This is a genomic window from Streptomyces albicerus (assembly GCF_008905045.1).
GTDB classification, from domain to species: Bacteria; Actinomycetota; Actinomycetes; order Streptomycetales; family Streptomycetaceae; genus Streptomyces; species Streptomyces albicerus.
Genome location: NZ_VWMY01000004.1, coordinates 35,614 through 52,776 on the forward strand (window position 1 = coordinate 35,614; position 17,163 = coordinate 52,776).

Annotated in this window: 5 protein-coding genes and 3 pseudogenes; 3 read left to right on the top strand and 5 right to left on the bottom strand. The window is 69.8% G+C overall.

Annotated elements, in window-relative coordinates:
- Positions 1-44: 44 nt before the first annotated feature.
- On the bottom strand, positions 45-326 hold the full coding sequence (locus tag GAS53_RS04280; protein ID WP_151476061.1) for a hypothetical protein: 282 nt from the start codon (positions 324-326) through the stop codon (positions 45-47).
- A gap of 661 nt (positions 327-987) precedes the next feature.
- Here GAS53_RS04280 and GAS53_RS04290 point away from each other — a divergent pair.
- From GAS53_RS04290 to GAS53_RS04300, 3 genes and pseudogenes are all read left to right on the top strand, one after another.
- Positions 988-2,278, top strand: a pseudogene (locus GAS53_RS04290) (MFS transporter).
- Entirely contained in the window at positions 2,238-13,052 is a 10,815-nt protein-coding gene (locus GAS53_RS04295; RefSeq protein WP_151476062.1) for a non-ribosomal peptide synthetase/type I polyketide synthase, read from the top strand. The pseudogene GAS53_RS04290 and the gene GAS53_RS04295 overlap by 41 nt, the downstream one beginning before the upstream one ends.
- Before the next feature lie 558 nt (positions 13,053-13,610).
- Positions 13,611-14,336, top strand: a complete 726-nt coding sequence (locus GAS53_RS04300; RefSeq protein WP_151476063.1) for a methyltransferase domain-containing protein — start codon at positions 13,611-13,613, stop codon at positions 14,334-14,336.
- A gap of 51 nt (positions 14,337-14,387) precedes the next feature.
- Here the strand turns inward: GAS53_RS04300 and GAS53_RS04305 are convergent, their stop codons facing one another.
- The 4 genes and pseudogenes from GAS53_RS04305 to GAS53_RS04325 form a co-directional block, all read right to left on the bottom strand.
- The gene (locus GAS53_RS04305; protein ID WP_151476064.1) at positions 14,388-15,113 is read right to left on the bottom strand and encodes a nucleotidyltransferase domain-containing protein; all 726 of its coding nucleotides are present in this window, start codon (positions 15,111-15,113) and stop codon (positions 14,388-14,390) included.
- A 93-nt stretch (positions 15,114-15,206) separates the two neighbouring features.
- Positions 15,207-15,656 carry a DUF6336 family protein gene (locus GAS53_RS04310; protein WP_225858714.1) on the bottom strand — a complete coding sequence of 150 codons (450 nt, stop codon included), beginning with the start codon at positions 15,654-15,656 and terminating at the stop codon, positions 15,207-15,209.
- Positions 15,657-16,128: 472 nt separating this feature from the next.
- A pseudogene (locus tag GAS53_RS04320) lies at positions 16,129-16,359 on the bottom strand (RidA family protein); the annotation flags it as partial.
- 15 nt (positions 16,360-16,374) lie between these two features.
- Positions 16,375-17,163 (bottom strand): annotated as a pseudogene (locus GAS53_RS04325) (hypothetical protein); the annotation flags it as partial.

Sequence of the window (17,163 nt, forward strand, 5' to 3'; positions counted from 1 at the left end):
GAACCAAAGCCCCAACCGGTCTTCCTGCGCGCCGACCTGGCGATTCAGGCGGATCTGCGCGCTGACCGAGGCCGATCCGCGACAACACACCGGTCGGCGATGAAGGGGAAGTCGTGGTGCATGCCCAGCCGCTCCGGCTGGGCATTCTGTTCGCGCGACCGGGGGTTCGGACGGATGTCGGTGAGCACGGAGGCGTTGAAGTCCGCGTAGGCGGTCAGCCTGCCCGCGCAGTCCGCCAGGAGCAGGGTCAGGATCTTCGTCTGCGTCACCGCGTCGAACGTGGGCAGCCCCTGCAGCAGGACAGCCTCCCAGGGCGCCTCGTTCACCGCCTTGGCAAGGGCCGGGACGACGGTCCTTCCGTGTCCGAGTACCTGCTCGGCGTGGCATGTCGGACTGCGAGGGGGCGTTGTCGAGGACGTGCAAGGGTGATTCTCCTTGTGGGATGGGCCGGTTGTCAGAGGCGCATCGTCGCGGCGGGCCGCACGCTGCGCGAGGGATGGCGAGGGTCGGCGTCATCGGGCGGTGGGGTAGGGGTCACTGCCAGCCGGACGAGAACTGGTGTGCCGCCACGGGCGCACGATCAGTCCGCGTCCGGCGGTGAGGTGGCGGGAATCAGGCCCAGACACCGCGTTCTGCGCTTGAGCCGGCAAGAACCCGTGCACGGCGTATTCCGCCTCGATGGACCGCCTCTCCCAGCCTTCGCGGTCGCGGAGGTAGCGGGGGCGGGGAGCCTTGATCGCACGGGTGTAGGCCTCGCCTGGGCGCAGCTCCCACGTGACCATCCCGGTGGTGTGCTCGGCACACGTGTCCGTGAAGGCCTGTACGGCAGGCCTCAGGTCGCCGAACCAGCGGCCCTCGAGCGCCTCACGTCACTCTGATCTGGGTGCGGGGAAGGACCAGGAGAGCTCCAAGTCCGTAACTAGGCTGATGGGCGGTCAAGTGGGCGGTGTGGATTGGCGGTTCCGGGCAATTGTGTCCGCGTACGCCATGTCCGGCTACGGCAATTACCTCAACCTGATCGCGCTGAGCCTGTTCTCCTACGACGTGACGGGTACCGCGTTCGGTGTCGGCGCGGTCATGGCGGTACGGCTGGTCTCCGGTTTCCTGGCCGGGCTCGCTGCGGGGGCGCTGTCGGCCAGGTTTGCGCGGCGGACGTCGATGATCTGCGCGGACGTTGCCCAGGCCGTCGCCATGACGGTGCTGGCGCTGTGCGTCTCGCGGATGCCGCTGTGGCTGCTCGCCTGCGCGGTCATGGTCCTGGGTGCGGGGAACACGTTTTTCACCGTTGCCTTGCGCACGCGCGGTTCCGGTCATAGTCGGCCAGGACGCCCGCTCTCATGCAAACGGCCTGCTGGTCACGGCGCGGTCTTTCGCCACGGTGCTCGGCTTCGCCTCGGCAGCGCCGGTCATCGGGCTGGGCGGCTACACCGCCGCATTCGCCGTCAACGCCGCAAGCTTCATGGTGTCCGCCACAGCGCTCCTGGTCCTGCGCCCGCGCACGGACGAGCCTGAAGCCGGCAACTCCGAGGAAGTCGCGAAGCCCGACAGTCGGAAGAGCGCCGGGCCGTTGCTCCGCATGGCGTGCGGTAGCCGGGTACGGCGCGTGATGGCAGGCGTGCCGGCCCTTCTGTTCGGCATGGTCCTGCTGAGAGGCGTCGACGCCCTGGCCTCCTCCTCGCACAATGTGGCTTTGCCTGTGGTCGCGCACTCCACCACCCCGTCCGGCCCGGCGGTGTTCATGACCCAGTTTTGGGTGGCGTGGGCGACAGGTACCCTCCTCGCCCACCAGGTACTCAAACGGAGGCGGGACGCGGCAGCGTGGGGAGAGCGCGCGTTCGCGGTCGGCACCTGCTTGATGTCGCTCGCCTTCGTGGTCGCGTTCGCCGGATTGCCCATTCCGGCACTGATGGTGGCGGCTGCGTCGGCGGGGTTTGCCGACGGCTGCACCGAGATCATCTACACCTCGCGCCTGCAGGCGGCCCCCGACCGGCAGCGCAGCCGACTGTTCGGATGGTCCGCCACGGCGGAGCAGTTCGGGTTCGCGCTGGGAACGGTGGCGGCGGCCGCGGCTCTCGAAGTACTGCCCGCCCTGGCCGTGGTGGCTGCTTTCCACAGCGCGGCGGCGTGCGCGGCACTGGTTCTGCTGCTGGCCATCGCCACCCGCGGCACGGCTGCGCCTCTGTCGTCCACCAGCGAAGAAGACGGGTCCATCAATGAAGGAGACGGAGAGGACACTCATGGAACGCGTACAGGGGCAAGCCCTCTGCCGAGGGCCTGAGCTGGAGTACACCGAGGACGATCCGCGCAGCGCCCTGCAGGCACTGCTGCGCGCTGCGGGCTCCGGCTCCGGCTCCGGCTCCGGCTCCGGCTCCGGCTCCGGTGCGGGGGTTGTCACCATCGCTCCGGATGGTTCCGCGACCGAGCTGCCGTATTCCGAACTGCTGGCTCGGGCTCGCCGTCTGCTCACCGGACTGCGGGAGCGCGGACTGCGCGCCGGTGACGTGCTGGTGCTGTGCGGACTGCCGCTGGACGAGTTCTTCCCCGCCTTCTGGGCCGGTGTGCTCGGCGGTGCCAGGCCCATGGCCATCGCGGAGCGCGCCGCCGAGGGCTCCCCGGCGCTGGAACGCCTGCTGCACGCCTGTACCTTGCTGGACCAACCACTGGTGCTCAGCGACGCGGCCGGGGCGGCGGCTCTGGCCCAGACGGCTCCGCAGCTGCGGGTCGCGGTTGCACAGGACTGCCTGAATGCCCCGCCTGCGGACGATCACACTGAGCCGGCCGCATCCGACGTCGCGCTGCTGATGCTGTCCTCCGGCAGTACTGGTGTGCCCAAGGCCGCGCAGCTGACGCACGCCGGACTGGCGGACTTTGCCGCGAGCAGCCGGCGCATCCTGGATGTTGGCCCGGACGACGCCATGGTGAACTGGCTGCCGGTCGACCACAGCGGCGCGTTCCTGCTGTACCACCTGCTCGCCGTCTTCGCGGGATGCACCAACGTCCACGCACCTACCGATCTGGTCCTGGCCGAACCGCTGCGCTGGCTCGACCTCCTCGACGAGTACGGGGCACAGCACAGCTGGGCGCCGACCTTCGCCTACCAGCTCGTCGCGGACGCGCTTGCGGAGCGGGGCGGGGGCGGCTGGGACCTCAGCCGTATCAAATCCCTGCTCTGCGGGGGCGAGCAGATCGTACTCCCGGTGCTGCGTCGTTTCCTCGACGCGACGGGCGCGTACGGGATCCGGGAGGGACACATCGTTCCGGTGTGGGGTATGGCCGAGACGGTCACGGCCGTCACCTATGGTCGCCTCGACCGGCCGGGCACCGTGCACCGCCTGCTCAAGAGCAGCTTGAGTGGTGACCTGATGCGGGCCGATGAGCAGACGCCCGAGCGCGACTGCGTCACCTTCGTCGCGGCGGGCTCGCCGGCGCACGGGGTCACCCTGCGCATTGTGGACGACCGCGGCGATCCAGCACCCGAGGGCCGGATCGGTCGGCTTCAAGTGCACTCACCCGCCCGCCTGACCCCCGGCTACGTGAACAACCCGGAGGCGGACGCGGCGGCCTTCCCCTGCGGACGTGACTGGCTGGACACCGGTGATCTGGCCTTTCTCGATGCGGGCCAGGTCGTGATCACCGGCCGCCGCAAGGATTTGATCATCATCAACGGGCACAACATCTACTGCCACGAGATCGAGGAAGCCGCCACCACCGCCGTCGCCGGCATCAGACCGGGGGAGGTCGCCGCCTGCGGCATTCCGCGCCCGGACAGCGGAACGGAGGAGCTGGCCGTGTTCTTCGTGAGCCACGGTGCCCACGACGACGCACGCATCACACGGGAAGTGAAGGCGGCGCTGTTCTCCCGACTCCGCCTCACCGCCGCCCATGTCCTGCCCATCCCGCACGGCGAGTTCCCGAGGACGCCCGCGGGAAAGGTGCGCCGTAGCGAACTCAGGGACCGCCTGATCGGCGGCGGGCTGCGCACGCCCTCTGCCCCGCGCGTCGCAGCAGACCCCGATGAGGTGACGCGGGCGGTGCAAGAGGAGATAACGGACTTGCTGGGGCGCCGGGTGGAGGCTCACGCGCCGTTCTACGAACAGGGCCTGACGTCCCTGCTCCTGGTACGTCTTCGGGCGCGCCTTGAGTCGCGGTTCGCGACGACGATCGCGCAGACCGCGTTCTTCGAACATCCCACGGCGGCCGCGCTCGCCGCGCATCTGGCCGAAGCCGCCGCGACGCCGACGCGCCCCGCCCACGTCGGCGCCGAGTCCGGTACCTGCGAAGACACGGCCGACCACCGTATCGCGGTCGTCGGACTTTCCGTGCGCTTCCCGGGCGCCGACACGGTGGAAGGGTTCTGGGCCAACCTGCGCGACGGCGTGGACAGCGTCCGCGTCTTCGAGGAGGAAGAGCTCGCGGCGGCGGGGCTGTCTCCGGAGCAGCGTCGCGCACCCGGCCTGGTGCCCGTCGCCGGAGTCCTTGACGGCGTCGACGAATTCGACGCGGACTTCTTCGGGATGAGCCCCAAGGAGGCCGGGCTCACGCACCCCGCGCACCGGCTGTTCCTGGAGTGCTGCCACGAGGCGCTCGAAGACGGCGGCTACGCTGCGGCTGAGCCGGGGACCAGCGTCGGGGTGTTCGCGGGTTCGGGCATGAACCTCTATGACCACCAGCAACCTTCGGCGATCGGTGCCCCGCACGACGGGAGCGACCCTGCCACCGGCATACAGGCCGCCGTCGGGCAGCAGCCGGACTTCCTCGCCTCCCGAGTCGCCTACCGGCTCGGGCTCACCGGCCCCGCCATCGGCGTGCAGACGGCCTGCTCCACCTCGCTGGTCGCTGTGCACCTTGCGGTGCAGACCCTGTTGAGCGGCGAGTCGGACCTGGCGCTGGCGGGCGCCGCCGCTGTGCACCTCCCCCAGGAGACGGGTTACCGCAGTCACCCCGGCTCCATCCTGTCACCCACCGGACGCTGCCGGGCCTTCGACGCGGACGCCGACGGAACCGTCGGCGGCAACGGCGTGGCCGCCGTCCTGCTGAAGCGACTCGACCGCGCACTGGCCGACGGTGACACCGTGCACGCGGTGATTCTGGGCTCTGCGGTCAACAACGACGGTGCGGAAAAGGTGGGCTTCAGCGCCCCTGGCGTCGCGGGTCAGGTCGAGGTCGTACGCCAGGCGCTGCGCAGGGCGGCCGTCCCCGCGGACACGATCTCGTACGTGGAAGCGCACGGGACCGGCACCAGGCTCGGCGATCCGATCGAGCTCGAAGCACTGAGCCGGGCTCTTGGCGAAGGCGCACGGAACAGGGCCTTCTGCACCGTCGGATCAGTGAAGCCGAACATCGGGCACCTCGACAGCTGTGCCGGAATGGCCGGGCTGATCAAGACGGTGCTCATGCTGCGGCACCGCACGCTGGTGCCGACGCTGCATCTGGCCAACCCCAACCCGGAACTTCCTCTGGCAGACGGTCCGTTGGCGCTGGGCACCGAGCTACGGCCGTGGCCGTCGCCGCACGGTGTGCCGCGGCGGGCCGGGGTCAGTGCCCTCGGGGTCGGCGGCACCAACGCCCATGTGGTGCTGGAGGAGCCCCCGTCGCCGACAGTGCCCCTGGCCACTGACACAGACCTACCGGTACTTGTTCCGGTGTCGGCCCGCGACGCGCAGGCTCTGGGCGAACTGACCGAACGGCTCGGTGACCGGCTGCGACAGCGGCCGGAACTCGCGGCCAAGGACATCGCGGCCACCATGGCACTCGGCAGGCCACACCGCCCGGCACGGACCGCAGCCGTCGGCCGCACGGCCGGGGAACTCGCCCGCGCCCTGCAAGGGCAGTCGGTACCGCCCGGTCCGCCCGGGCCGCTCGCGTTCGCCTTCACCGGACAGGGCAGTGCCCGCCCCGGCATGGCGAGCGGTCTCTACACCGCGTATCCCGCGGCCCGGCGCACGCTCGACCGGTGCGAGGAGATCTATGCCGACGAGTTCGGCGGCACCCTGCTCCCGCTCCTGCTCAACGAGTCGGACCGGTCCGCCGCCGAAGGCCATGTGTGGTCCACCGAGACGGCCCAGGCTGCCCTCTTCGCCCACCAGACGGCGCTGGTCGAGGTGTGGGGCACCGCCGGTATCCGCCCCGCGCTGCTGCTCGGCCACAGTGTCGGCGAGTACGCGGCTTTGCACGCAGGCGGCGCCCTGACCCTCGAGGAGGGGCTGCGGCTCACCGCATGGCGCGGCAGGTTGATGCACACGGTCTGTCCGCCCGGCGGCATGCTGGCGGTCCGCGCCGACACAGCGGTCGCGCAGCGCATCGCACAGGCCACCGGAGCCGAACTGGCCGCAGTCAACGGGCCACACGCCCAGGTGCTCTCCGGCTCACCACAGGTCGTCGAGCAGACGATGCGCCTCCTCGACCAGGAAGGGCTGCGATGGCAGGCGCTCGCCGTCGACCGGGCGTTCCACTCGGCCGCGGTAGAACCGCCGCTGCGCGCCTTCCGTTCGCACGCGGAGCGCGTGACGTACGAGCCGCTGCGCGTCCCCTTGGTCACCGCGGCCGACGGCGAGCTGCGTCCGACGGGATGGACCGTCGACGCGGACTACCTCTGCCGACAGGCGCGGGAGCCGGTCCGCTTCGATCTGGCCATGGCCGCCGCGGCGGAGCACGGGTGCGAGGACTTCGTGGAGATCGGTTCCGTGGACGCTCTCGCCGGCCTCGGCAGGCACTGCTTCCCTGGGAGCCGCTGGGTGAGCGGGCAGGGCAGGGGCACGCGAGCCGACCAGGTGCGCGGGCTCCTGACGGCGCTGGGCTCGCTGTACCGCGCAGGCGCCGAGCTGGACTGGCGCGCGATCACCGAAGACGGAGGCAGGGTGCCGCTCCCGGGGCATCCCCTGCGGCGGCGCAAGGTGGCACCCCGAGCCGTCCCGCCGACGCAGGCTCCCGGGCACCCACAGCAACACCCGGCCACCGCCGCGGAGCCTGCTGCACCAAGCGAACTACTTGATCTGGTACGGGAACTGACGGCCGACAAACTCGGCAGCGAGGCCAGGGACGTCGCACCCGACAGCTCGTTCTTCGAGCTGGGCGCGGACTCCCTCTCCCTGATGGGCATGACGACGGAGCTGGAGCACCGGTACGGCGTACGCATACCCATCAGAGAGCTGTTCTCCTCGACCGACACCCCGCGCAAGCTTGCCGAACGCCTGGCGTCCCTGCGGGGCGGCGCGACCGAAGCCCCTTCGGCGGAGCCGCACCAGGAGACGGAGGTGACCGTCTCCACGCAGCGGCCCCGTCCGGAACCGGCGCCGGTTCCCGAAGGTGTCGGTGAGCACCACGACCTGTTCGCTCAGCAGCTGAGGCTGGCCGAGCAACTCGTCGACCAGGTGACCGGGGTGATCTCCCGGCAGCTCGACGTGCTCGCGTCCGCTTCCTCCGCCGCTGAGGTCGCTCCGGCCGCGGCCCCGGTACAGCGGACCTCAGCCGCCAGCCCCGTACCGCCGAAGGCCAAGGCGGAGCCTGAACCAGCTCCTGCAGTACGCCGTCCACCGGCCCTTGCAACCGGATGCGACTTCAGCCTGTATTTCTTCGGCGATTACCCCGAGGACGCCGAGCACGACAAGTACGCACTGATCATGGACGCCGCGGACTTCGCCGACCAACACGGGTTCCACGCCCTGTGGTTCCCGGAGAGGCACTTCAACTCCTTCGGCGCGCTCTTCCCCAACCCCTCCGTGCTCGCCGCCGCACTCGCAGCCAGGACCAGTCGTGTCCGGCTGCACGCGGGGTCCGTGGTGCTGCCGCTGCACCACCCGATCCGGGTTGCGGAAGAGTGGTCGGTGGTCGACAACATCTCCGGCGGACGGGCGGGGCTGTGCTTCGCGAGCGGCTGGCACGCCACCGACTTCGCGCTCGCTCCGGAGCACTTCGGCCGGCACCGCGAGGTGATGTACGAGCAGCTGGCCACCGTACGGCAGCTCTGGTCGGGGCAGCCGGTCACGGTGACCGCGGGCGACGGTGAACCCGCCGAGATACGGCTGTATCCCCACCCCGTGCAGGAAGAGCCCCCCATGTACGTGGCGGTGGTGGGCAACCCGGACAGCTACCGTCAGGCGGCCGCCCAGGACCTGGGTGTGGTCACCAACCTGATGACGCAGACCGTCGAGCAGCTGGCGGAGAACATCGCCCTGTACCGGCGTACGCGCGCCGAGCACGGGCTCGATCCCGTGGCGGGCAGAGTGGTGGTGCTGGTGCACACCTATCTCGGCGACGACGCCGCGCGGGCGCGGGCTGAGGCGTACCGGCCGTTCGTGTCCTACCTGCGCTCCTCGTTGTCGCTTTTCGACCAGGTCACCAACAGCCTCGGCTTCGAGGTCGACCTGGACAACACCCCCGAGGACGACGTGGAGTTCCTGCTCGAGCGCGCCTACGAACGCTACTGCGACTTCCGCGCGCTGATCGGTGACGAGCACACGGCCGCCGAGACGGTGCGTCGGCTGGTGGACGCCGGAGCGGACGAGATCGCCTGCTTCGTGGACTTCGGCGTGCCGAAGGAGAAGGTACTGGCGGCGCTGCCCGCGCTCGACCGGGTTCGCCGCAGTGAGCAGCCGACGGCGCGGCAGCGAGCGGAACTTGCGCAAGAACGGCTGCCCCTGTCGCCCGCCCAGCGCCGCATCTGGTTCCTGGAGCAACTGCACCCCGGTACCAGCATGTACCACGAGCCCAAGGCGATCCGGCTGGACGGCCCACTGAACGTGCCGGCGCTGCAGTGGGCGCTGCAACGGGTCGCGGACCGGCATCCGGCGCTGCGTACCGTGTTCCCGGACGCCGACGGCATTCCATACCAGGAGATCCGTCCCCAGGCGCGCCTCGACTGTCCGGTCGACGACCGCAGCGGGGTGCCGGAGGAGGAGGCGCTGCGCGGCGTTCTGGAGACCGAGGGACGCCGGATCTTCGACCTGAGCGCCGGTCCGCTGGTCTCGGCCCGGCTGCTGCGCCTGTCGGAGGAGCGGCACCTGCTCTTTCTGCTGGCCCATCACATCGTCTTCGATTCGTCTTCCACAGCGGTGCTGGCCCGCGATCTCGCCGCCTGCTACCGCTCCTGGCCGCACGGCGATACTGAACTGCCACCCTTGGCCGGCGGACACACGCCCAGTGAGCCCGATCCCGCGGAGATTGCCGCGTCCCTCGACTTCTGGCGGCGTGAGCTCAGCGGTGCCCCGGAACTCTCGCTGCCCACGGACCGGCCACGCCCGCCGGTCAGGTCGGGGGCGGGGGCGAGCCTCACCCACGCGCTGGACGCTGAACTCGTCGGCAGGCTGCGGGCGTTCGCCGCCGGACACCGAGCCACGGTCTTCATGACGTTGACCAGTGCCATCGCGGCGGTGCTCGGACGCTTCAGCGGGCAGGAGGATGTGGTGGTCGGCACCGCTGTCTCCGCCCGGCCCTCCGACGCACAGCACCACGTCGGTCTGTTCCTCGACACCGTGGCCCTGCGCCTGGACCTTTCCGGTGACCCGGACTTCCCGACGCTGCTGCATCGAGTGCGGGAGAGCAGCACTTCAGCGTACGAACACCGCGCTGTCCCCTTCGACGAGTTGGTCGGCGCGCTGAACCCGCGCCGCGACCCGAGCCGCAATCCGCTCTTCCAGGTGTTGGTGGAGTACGAGAACGAGGGCCAGGTGGAGTTCGACCCGCCCCGGTTGACGGCCGCGCTGCTGGATATGCCGAGCGAACGCGCCCCCTTCGACCTCAGCGTGTATCTCACACACCACCGTGACGGTGTGCGCTTCATGGTCGAGTACGACACGGCTCTGTTCGACGAGAGTACGGTGCGCCGCTTCGTGGACTACGTCGAGCACACGCTGCGCCGTGCCCTCGACGCTCCCGGCACGCCGTTACGCGAACTGACCACGGTCACCGCTACCGACCGGACGGCCCTGGCACAGCTGGGACACCGGGACGCACCACTGCCCGACGCCGAGGACACCCTGCACGGGCTCTTCGAACAGCAGGCGCGACGCACGCCGGACGCCGTCGCGTTGGTGAGCGGTGAAGACAGGCTCAGCTACCGGGAGTTGGACACACGCGCGGACAGGCTCGCCCGGCAACTGCGCGCCAAGGGCGCGACGCGCGGAGAGCGGGTGGCGGTACTGCTGCCCCGCGGGACGCAGCTGATCACCGCGCTGCTGGGGGTGCTCAAGAGCGGCGCCGCGTATCTGCCCCTGGACCCGTCCGTGCCCACCCCTCGACTCGCCGCCCTCCTCGACGACGGCGGGCCCGTCCTGCTGCTGACATCCGATGACCTCCTCGCCCGGCATCCGGAGCTCGCCGCCCGGCGGTCTGTACACCTGGTGGACGATGCGGGCGACTTGGACGAAGCGGGCGACGTCCTGGACGACGGAGCACGGCCGGAGGACCCGGCGTACTGCATCTACACCTCGGGCTCGACCGGCCATCCCAAGGGAGTCGTCGTGCCCCACCGCGGACCGGTCAACCTCGTACGCGGGCATGTGGCACGACATCCCGCGCTGCGCACCCTGCAGTGGACCTCGCCCGCGTTCGACGTCAGTGTGCAGGAGATCTTCACCACGCTGGCCTCCGGAGCCGCGCTCGTGCTGATCGACGACAAGGTGCGTCACGATCCGGCGTCCGTCGCCGATGCGGTACGCCGCCACGGCGTGCAGCGGATGTTCATGCCCTGTACGCCGCTCAAGTACCTCATCGAGACGGGCCCCGAACTGCCGTCCCTGCGCGAGCTGTTCTCGGTGGGCGAGGCGCTCCAGCTCACCGACGCGTTCCGTCGCTTCCTCGCCGCGCACCCGCAGTGCGCCCTGTACAACCAGTACGGCCCCACGGAGACCTCCGTCATCGTCACCTCGCACCGCGTGGACCCCAGTGGCGAGGAGTGGCCGCCGATCGGTACCCCGGTACCGGGGGCGCGGATTCTGCTGCGGGACGGCGCCGGGCGTGAGGTGCCGGTTGGCGCTGTCGGCGAGATCCATGTGAGCGGTGCGCCGGTCGCACACGGCTATCACGCACGGCCCGCGGAGACCGCCGGGGCCTTCCTCGACGACGCTGCCGGATCGGTGCTGTACCGGACGGGTGACCTCGGACGCTGGCGCACGGACGGCTCCCTCCAGTACTGCGGCCGCGCCGACGACCAGGTCAAGATCCGTGGCCACCGGATCGAACCCGCCGAGGTTCTCAGGGCGCTGACCGCGCTCCCCGGAGTTCGCGACGCGGCTGTCGTGCCCCGCCGCGACCGGCACGGCGAAATGGAGCTCATTGCCTATGTGGTCTCCGCGGCGCTGTCGGATGACCTCCGTCAGCTGCGCACCGCGCTCGTCGCGGAACTTCCCGACCACATGGTGCCGCGCCGTTGGGTACGCCTGGAACGGCTCCCGGTCAACGCCTCCGGCAAGCTGGACCGCAGCAGGCTGCCCGAACCCGAGCCCGCGCCAGATGACGAGACCATGGCGGCGGACGCGGAGCCCGCCACCCAGCTGGAGAAGTCTCTGCACGAGCTGTGGTGCGACGAATTCGGTTCGCCCCAGGTGCCGGTGACCCGATCCTTCTTCGAACTCGGCGGCCACTCCCTGAGCGCCATCAGGCTGCTCAACCGGATGGCGGATCACCTGAGCGTCGAGGTGTCCATGGCCGACTTCTTCCGGGATCCGACCATCCGGGGCATCGCGGAACGCTGGGAACAGTCCGCGCCTGAGGTGCCTGAACTCGTCACCGCCGCGGATGAGGTGGTGGACACCGTGCCGATGACCTCCACTCTGCGACGACTGTGGCACCGGCACCACGAACGCACCGACCCCGGCGTCTACAACATCGCCCACCGCATCGACCTGCACGGCGACCTGGACCACGGGATGCTGACGCGTGCCCTGGACGACCTGGTGCGACGCCACCACGCTTTACGCAGCAGGAGTGTCCGGCGCGAGGGGCAGTACCTGGTCGAGGTGCTGGCCGACGTGCCCGTGGACCTGCCGGTCACCGATCTCACCGAACACACAGAGGACGCCGCGTTCGTTGAGCGGTGGTGCCAGGAGCACGCGTCCCGCGCGTTCGCGATGGACCGCGCGCCGCTGTTCCGCTTCCGGCTGGCACGGCTCGGCCCCGATCGCTGGGTACTGGTAACCGTGTTCCACCACGCGATCTGCGACGGCTGGTCCATGGGCATCATCTGGCATGAACTGCAGGAGCTCTACAACTCCCGGCGCAGTGGCACCGACGCCCCGCCGGCTCCACCCGCAGTGCAGGTCACGGACTGCGCACGAGCGGAACACCGGCTCGGGGGCGAGCGCAGGGCTGAACTCGAGCAGTTCTGGCGCACCGAACTCGACGGTGTACCACTGCGTTTGGACCTTCCCTGCGACCGGCCGCGGCCCGAGTCGTTGTCCGGCCGGGGCGCCCTGCACACCTGGACCATCGACGGCGACACGCCAGGTCGGGTCGCGGACACCGCAGCACGCCTCGGGACGACCCCGTACACCGTGCTGGCCGCGGCGTTTGCCACCTGGGCGGCCGGACTGTGCGGCCGCCCTGACGATGTGGTGCTGGCCGCGTCCAGCGCGAACCGCACGCAGCGCGAGCGGTCGGACGTGGTCGGGCTGCTGGGTGATGCCGTCCTGCTGCGCGCCCGGCTCGGCGAGGCCGAGACTTTCGCCGATCTCGTGAAGCAACTGGGCTCGACCCTCTTCACCGTGCTCGACCACCAGGAACTGCCGCTGAGCCAGGTGGCGGAGCTCGTGTCACCCGGGACCGGCGACGCACTGTTCCCCACCGTGCTGTTCACCGTGGTCACCACACCGCCACCAGCGCTGGACCTGCGATCGGCGACAGCCACGGTATGCGGCCTTCCCACGTCGGGCGTGGCACGGAACGAACTCTACGTGGTCCTGTCGCCCGGGGAGGACACCCTAACCGTCACCTTCGAGTACTCCACTGATCTGTTCGAGCAGACGACGATGGAGGCATGGGGCCTGAGCTTCACCGAAGTTCTGCAGGCTGCTGTGGAGGACCACTGGCGTCCCGTGCGGAGTCTGCTACGTCTCTGAGCCGGCCAACGTCCGGCCGGGCTGACCGCAGTACGCACAGTGCTCGGGGAACGCGTTGGCGGAAATGCCATCGGCCCTTCCCGCGCTCATCGACAGCCTCAGCTCCGTATGCAGCTGGGGCTGTCGTCGAGCCTGACAGCACTCCGCGGGATGCCATCGTGCCCGCGGTCAAAAGGGATCGGCCCCTCCGGGGATGCTTCTATCGCGGCCTGCGTACGACGAGTTCCCGGAGCGTGCCCGGCGGGAGAACGCCGATCACTGGGAACCACACCAGCCGCCGGCAGGGACCGAGGATTTGATGCCCCCAGGCAGGAGCAGCGCAGCGGAGGTTGAAAGCCGCAGGTCGGCTTGGCCTCGCTCACGGTCACCGCGATGGCATCGCGCTGCATTCGGAACCAGTCGGGACAACACAGCCAATAGGTGTCTGCACTTGAACGGCGGACGCCCCAACGCCCCTGTGAGAATGGATCAGTTGACAGTGCCGACGCCCTCCGGCGTGCTTGACTTGCCGGTATGTCGACGTCTCTTGGTGTCTCCCGGCCGGACCAGGCTTCCTACATGCTGCGAGCCGCCTCGAGCGACGCCGGCCGCGCATACAAGCAACAGCTGATCGACCTGCTTGACATCGCTTCGGGTCAGACCGTGCTCGATGCGGGATGCGGCCCCGGTACAGATCTTCCCGCACTCGCGGAACGGGTCGGCGAGCAGGGCACAGTCATCGGCGTCGACCGTGACCCCGCCATGCTGGAGCGGGCCCGGGAGCGCACGAACGGGCTACGTGTGGAGATCCGGGAGGGCGACGTACACGCCCTGCCCGTCGAGTCGGGGTCCGTGGACCGGGCCAAGATCGACCGGGTTCTTATGCATGTGGCCCACCCTGCCCAGGCGTTGGCAGAGTTGCACCGCATCACCCGGCCCGGTGCCGCGGTCGGTCTTGTCGAGCCGGACTGGGACACCCTCGTGGTCGATGCGGAAGATCTCGAGACCAGCCGTGCCTTCACCCGCTACACCACCGAGGAAGTGGTCCGGCACGCCACCATCGGACGCAGCCTCGCCCGGCTCGCCGACAAGGCCGGATTCCAGATCCGAACCGTGAACACGACGACACCGGTGTTCCGGGACTTCCAAGACGCAGACCACACACTGGGGCTCGGGCGCAACCTGCACCAAGCCATCACCGATGGCCGCATCGACCGAAACCGCGGCCACCGCTGGTTCACCGGTCTCTCCGAAGGCCCCTTCTACGCCTCCTTCACCCTGGTCACCGTGGTCTGCTCGCGCTGACCAGCACAGGCATGCCCGGACAGGCACCACGGCGCAGACACGGCGTCCGGCTCAGATGCGCCAGGGCTGTGCGTATCCCTCCCTCAGCGGTCCGCCGAGCAGGTCGAGCACCGGCTTCACCGCCGCCGCCAATGGGGCGGGGTCGGCGCGTTCGGCCACCGCCCGATGACCGTCCAACAGGGCCTTGCCCCGTGCCGGGTCTGCGCTCAGCAGTCTGCGGGGAAGCCATTTGCCGATACCCGTCCACGCACAGTGGTGGGCAGTGAGCAGATGCGCTGCTTCGCGCAGGGTGTGGTCGGCGATGGACAGCTGTTCGTAGCGGTCAGCGGGCGAGGCATCGACCAGGTCATCCACGTAGCAGGTGAGCACGTAACGGCCGTGCTCCCACTCCGCCGGGGTCAGCGCGGGAGGGCCGGCCGCGAGCACCGCTCGCGCCTGATCGCGGGTACGGGCCAGGTGGCCGTGCGGGTCGGTCAGGGGCAGGCCCTCGGCATAGATGAACAGGACGGTCCCGCGGCGACGGGCTCGGTCCCACTCGAAGAACTCCGGCACATCCACGACGGTGTTCAAGAACAACTCTGCCAGGCGACCGTCATGGCGGATGACCTCCCGGCGGCTGCTGTCGGAGTCCGGTAAGAGGACGGCCACGTCCAGATCACTGGCCGAGGTGGCGCGACCTTGGGCGGCCGAGCCACCGAGCACGGCGCCCAGAGTCTGCGGGAAGCGGGCCGCCACCAAGCGCTGAGCTTGAACCTGCACAGTTTCCTGATCATTCATGGGGGCTGATCGTGCCAGCCCCCGAGTGCGCCCTCCATGCATCGTGCGAAACGACGTCACGTCAGGAGCACAGGAGGCCCCACGCATCCCGGCTCAACTCCCGTACAGCCAACTGTCGTATGCGGCGTTGTCGACCAGGTGGTAGAGCCCGAGGGCGCCGGGGAAGAGCACCAAGGCGAGGACGCCCGACCGTACGAGTACCGGCGCCATGATCATGACGCCGCCTGTCTGGCCGGTGATCGTGCGCCAGTCCCGCCAACGCCGGATGTCACCCGCGCAGACCGCCCAGAAGAAGCCCCCGAACACGATCCCGGTCCCCGCGAACACAGCGGAGAATCCTCCCACCACGGCAAGGAACGTTTCGCGATCATGGTGATCGGCGACGAAGAACATTCCCACGAAGAGCAGGACGACAGCGGCGATTCCCTGCACCGCCCCTCTCACCACCACGTCCTTGAAGCGCAGCCGCGGGAGACGTACCCCATCCTCGTCCGTAACCACGTGAGTAGCCGGCGCTGCACCGGTGCGTTGCGTACGCATCATGGGCGGCACGCTATCTGAGAGCCCGAGACGGAATTTCACGGCCTCATCAAGCCGTCCGGATACGCCAACTCGCTTGATGCGGTGGAGGTGGCACAGCAGCCAGCGAAGGTCGGCCCCACGGCACGCGGCTGCCAGTGCATCGCCAGACGGTCCGCACGCGTCGCGGCGGGCGGCAAGACGCCGATGCGGTGGGGCCGTTCGGGCAGGCCTCCGTCGACGGGAACGGTCCAGGTGAGCCACGCGCCGGCATCGTAGAAGCCCTGCGGGAAGACCAGCACGCCGTCGCCCAGGGATCCCGACCCTCTACAACTCCGGTGTCAACGAAGGCCGCATCACCGCCGTCAAACTACAAGAACGCCTCATGGCAGAACGTGCCGGCGTCCCACTCCCCCGCCACCGCGTCGTCCTGATCGACCGACTCCGCCGCCGGTCCGCCACCGTCGTCTGGCCGCGCTCATGACCGCCAGGGCATCTACCGCGCGGCGACAGCCTCGATCTCCAGCAGCCACGCCTCGTCGTAAATGCCCGTGATGATGACCGTCAAAGCCGGAGCGTGGTCGCCGAGTACCTCACGCCGGACTGCGGAGTTCTCCTCCCAGTAGGCCCTGTCCGACAGGAAGGTGGTCACCTTGACCAGGTCGGACAGCCCCATCCCGTGGTGAGCCAGGGCCGCGGCCAGGTTGGCCCATGTCTGACGGCACTGTGCGGCAAACCGGTCCTAAAGACTGAGCGGAAGTGAGTCCTGGTGCCAGAACTCCTGCTCAGCCGGGTGCCCCGAACGGTGTTGGGCACCCTGGTCCCCCGCTTTCGCTCCACCACCGGGCGGCGCGCATCCGGTGCGTGGTCCGGGCGGGTGGGGGCGGGTTTCCTCACGCCGTCGGGTCTCCGGTCGGGCCTGGACGGTCCGATGCCCCGGCACATCACTCCGGTGTGCCGGGGGCGGTGCCGTCCGTCGCCGGATCGGATGCCCGAGGGCGCGGCGCCCGACCGCGATGCTCGCCGCATCGTGCCGGGAAATCTGGCGTCGTGGTGTGGCCAGCGGCTTCTGCCAGTGCTGCGCACCCCACCGGGAGGTGTAGGCCGGGTCCACCGCGACGATCGCGATGTCCTGCTCGGCGGCCATCGACACCAGCCGGGCCTTGAGTTTCGCGGTCGGGAAGCGGGCGAGCAGCCGCCTGAAGCGCTTGTTGCGGCCGTGCTTCTCCCGGCTTGCCTGCCAGCGTTCCCGCCACGCCTGCTCACTCAGCCCGGCGTCGTTCAGGTGGTGGCGGGTGTTCGCAAGGCGCTTGCCGCCGCGCACCACCCGCACCCGGCCCGCTGCCCAGTCCGCCTCCACCGCCGCCAGCCGGGCCTCCAATGCCTGCAGGCGGCGGGCCTTGGCATGCCACCCGCCCCGCGAGGCATACCCACGCGCCAGTCCTTCGCGCTTGTTCGCCTTGGCGCCCAGCGGCCTGGCCAGCCGCGCCCTGACCGCGCAGATCTGCCTCCGCAGCCAGTCCAGGTGGGC

Bases quoted from the DNA above. Each gene is read 5' to 3' on its own strand.
- GAS53_RS04295 (WP_151476062.1), top strand. From the start codon at position 2,238: ATGGAACGCGTACAGGGGCAAGCCCTCTGCCGAGGGCCTGAGCTGGAG.
- GAS53_RS04300 (WP_151476063.1), top strand. From the start codon at position 13,611: ATGCTGCGAGCCGCCTCGAGCGACGCCGGCCGCGCATACAAGCAACAG.
- GAS53_RS04305 (WP_151476064.1), bottom strand. From the start codon at position 15,113: ATGAATGATCAGGAAACTGTGCAGGTTCAAGCTCAGCGCTTGGTGGCG.
- GAS53_RS04310 (WP_225858714.1), bottom strand. From the start codon at position 15,656: ATGATGCGTACGCAACGCACCGGTGCAGCGCCGGCTACTCACGTGGTT.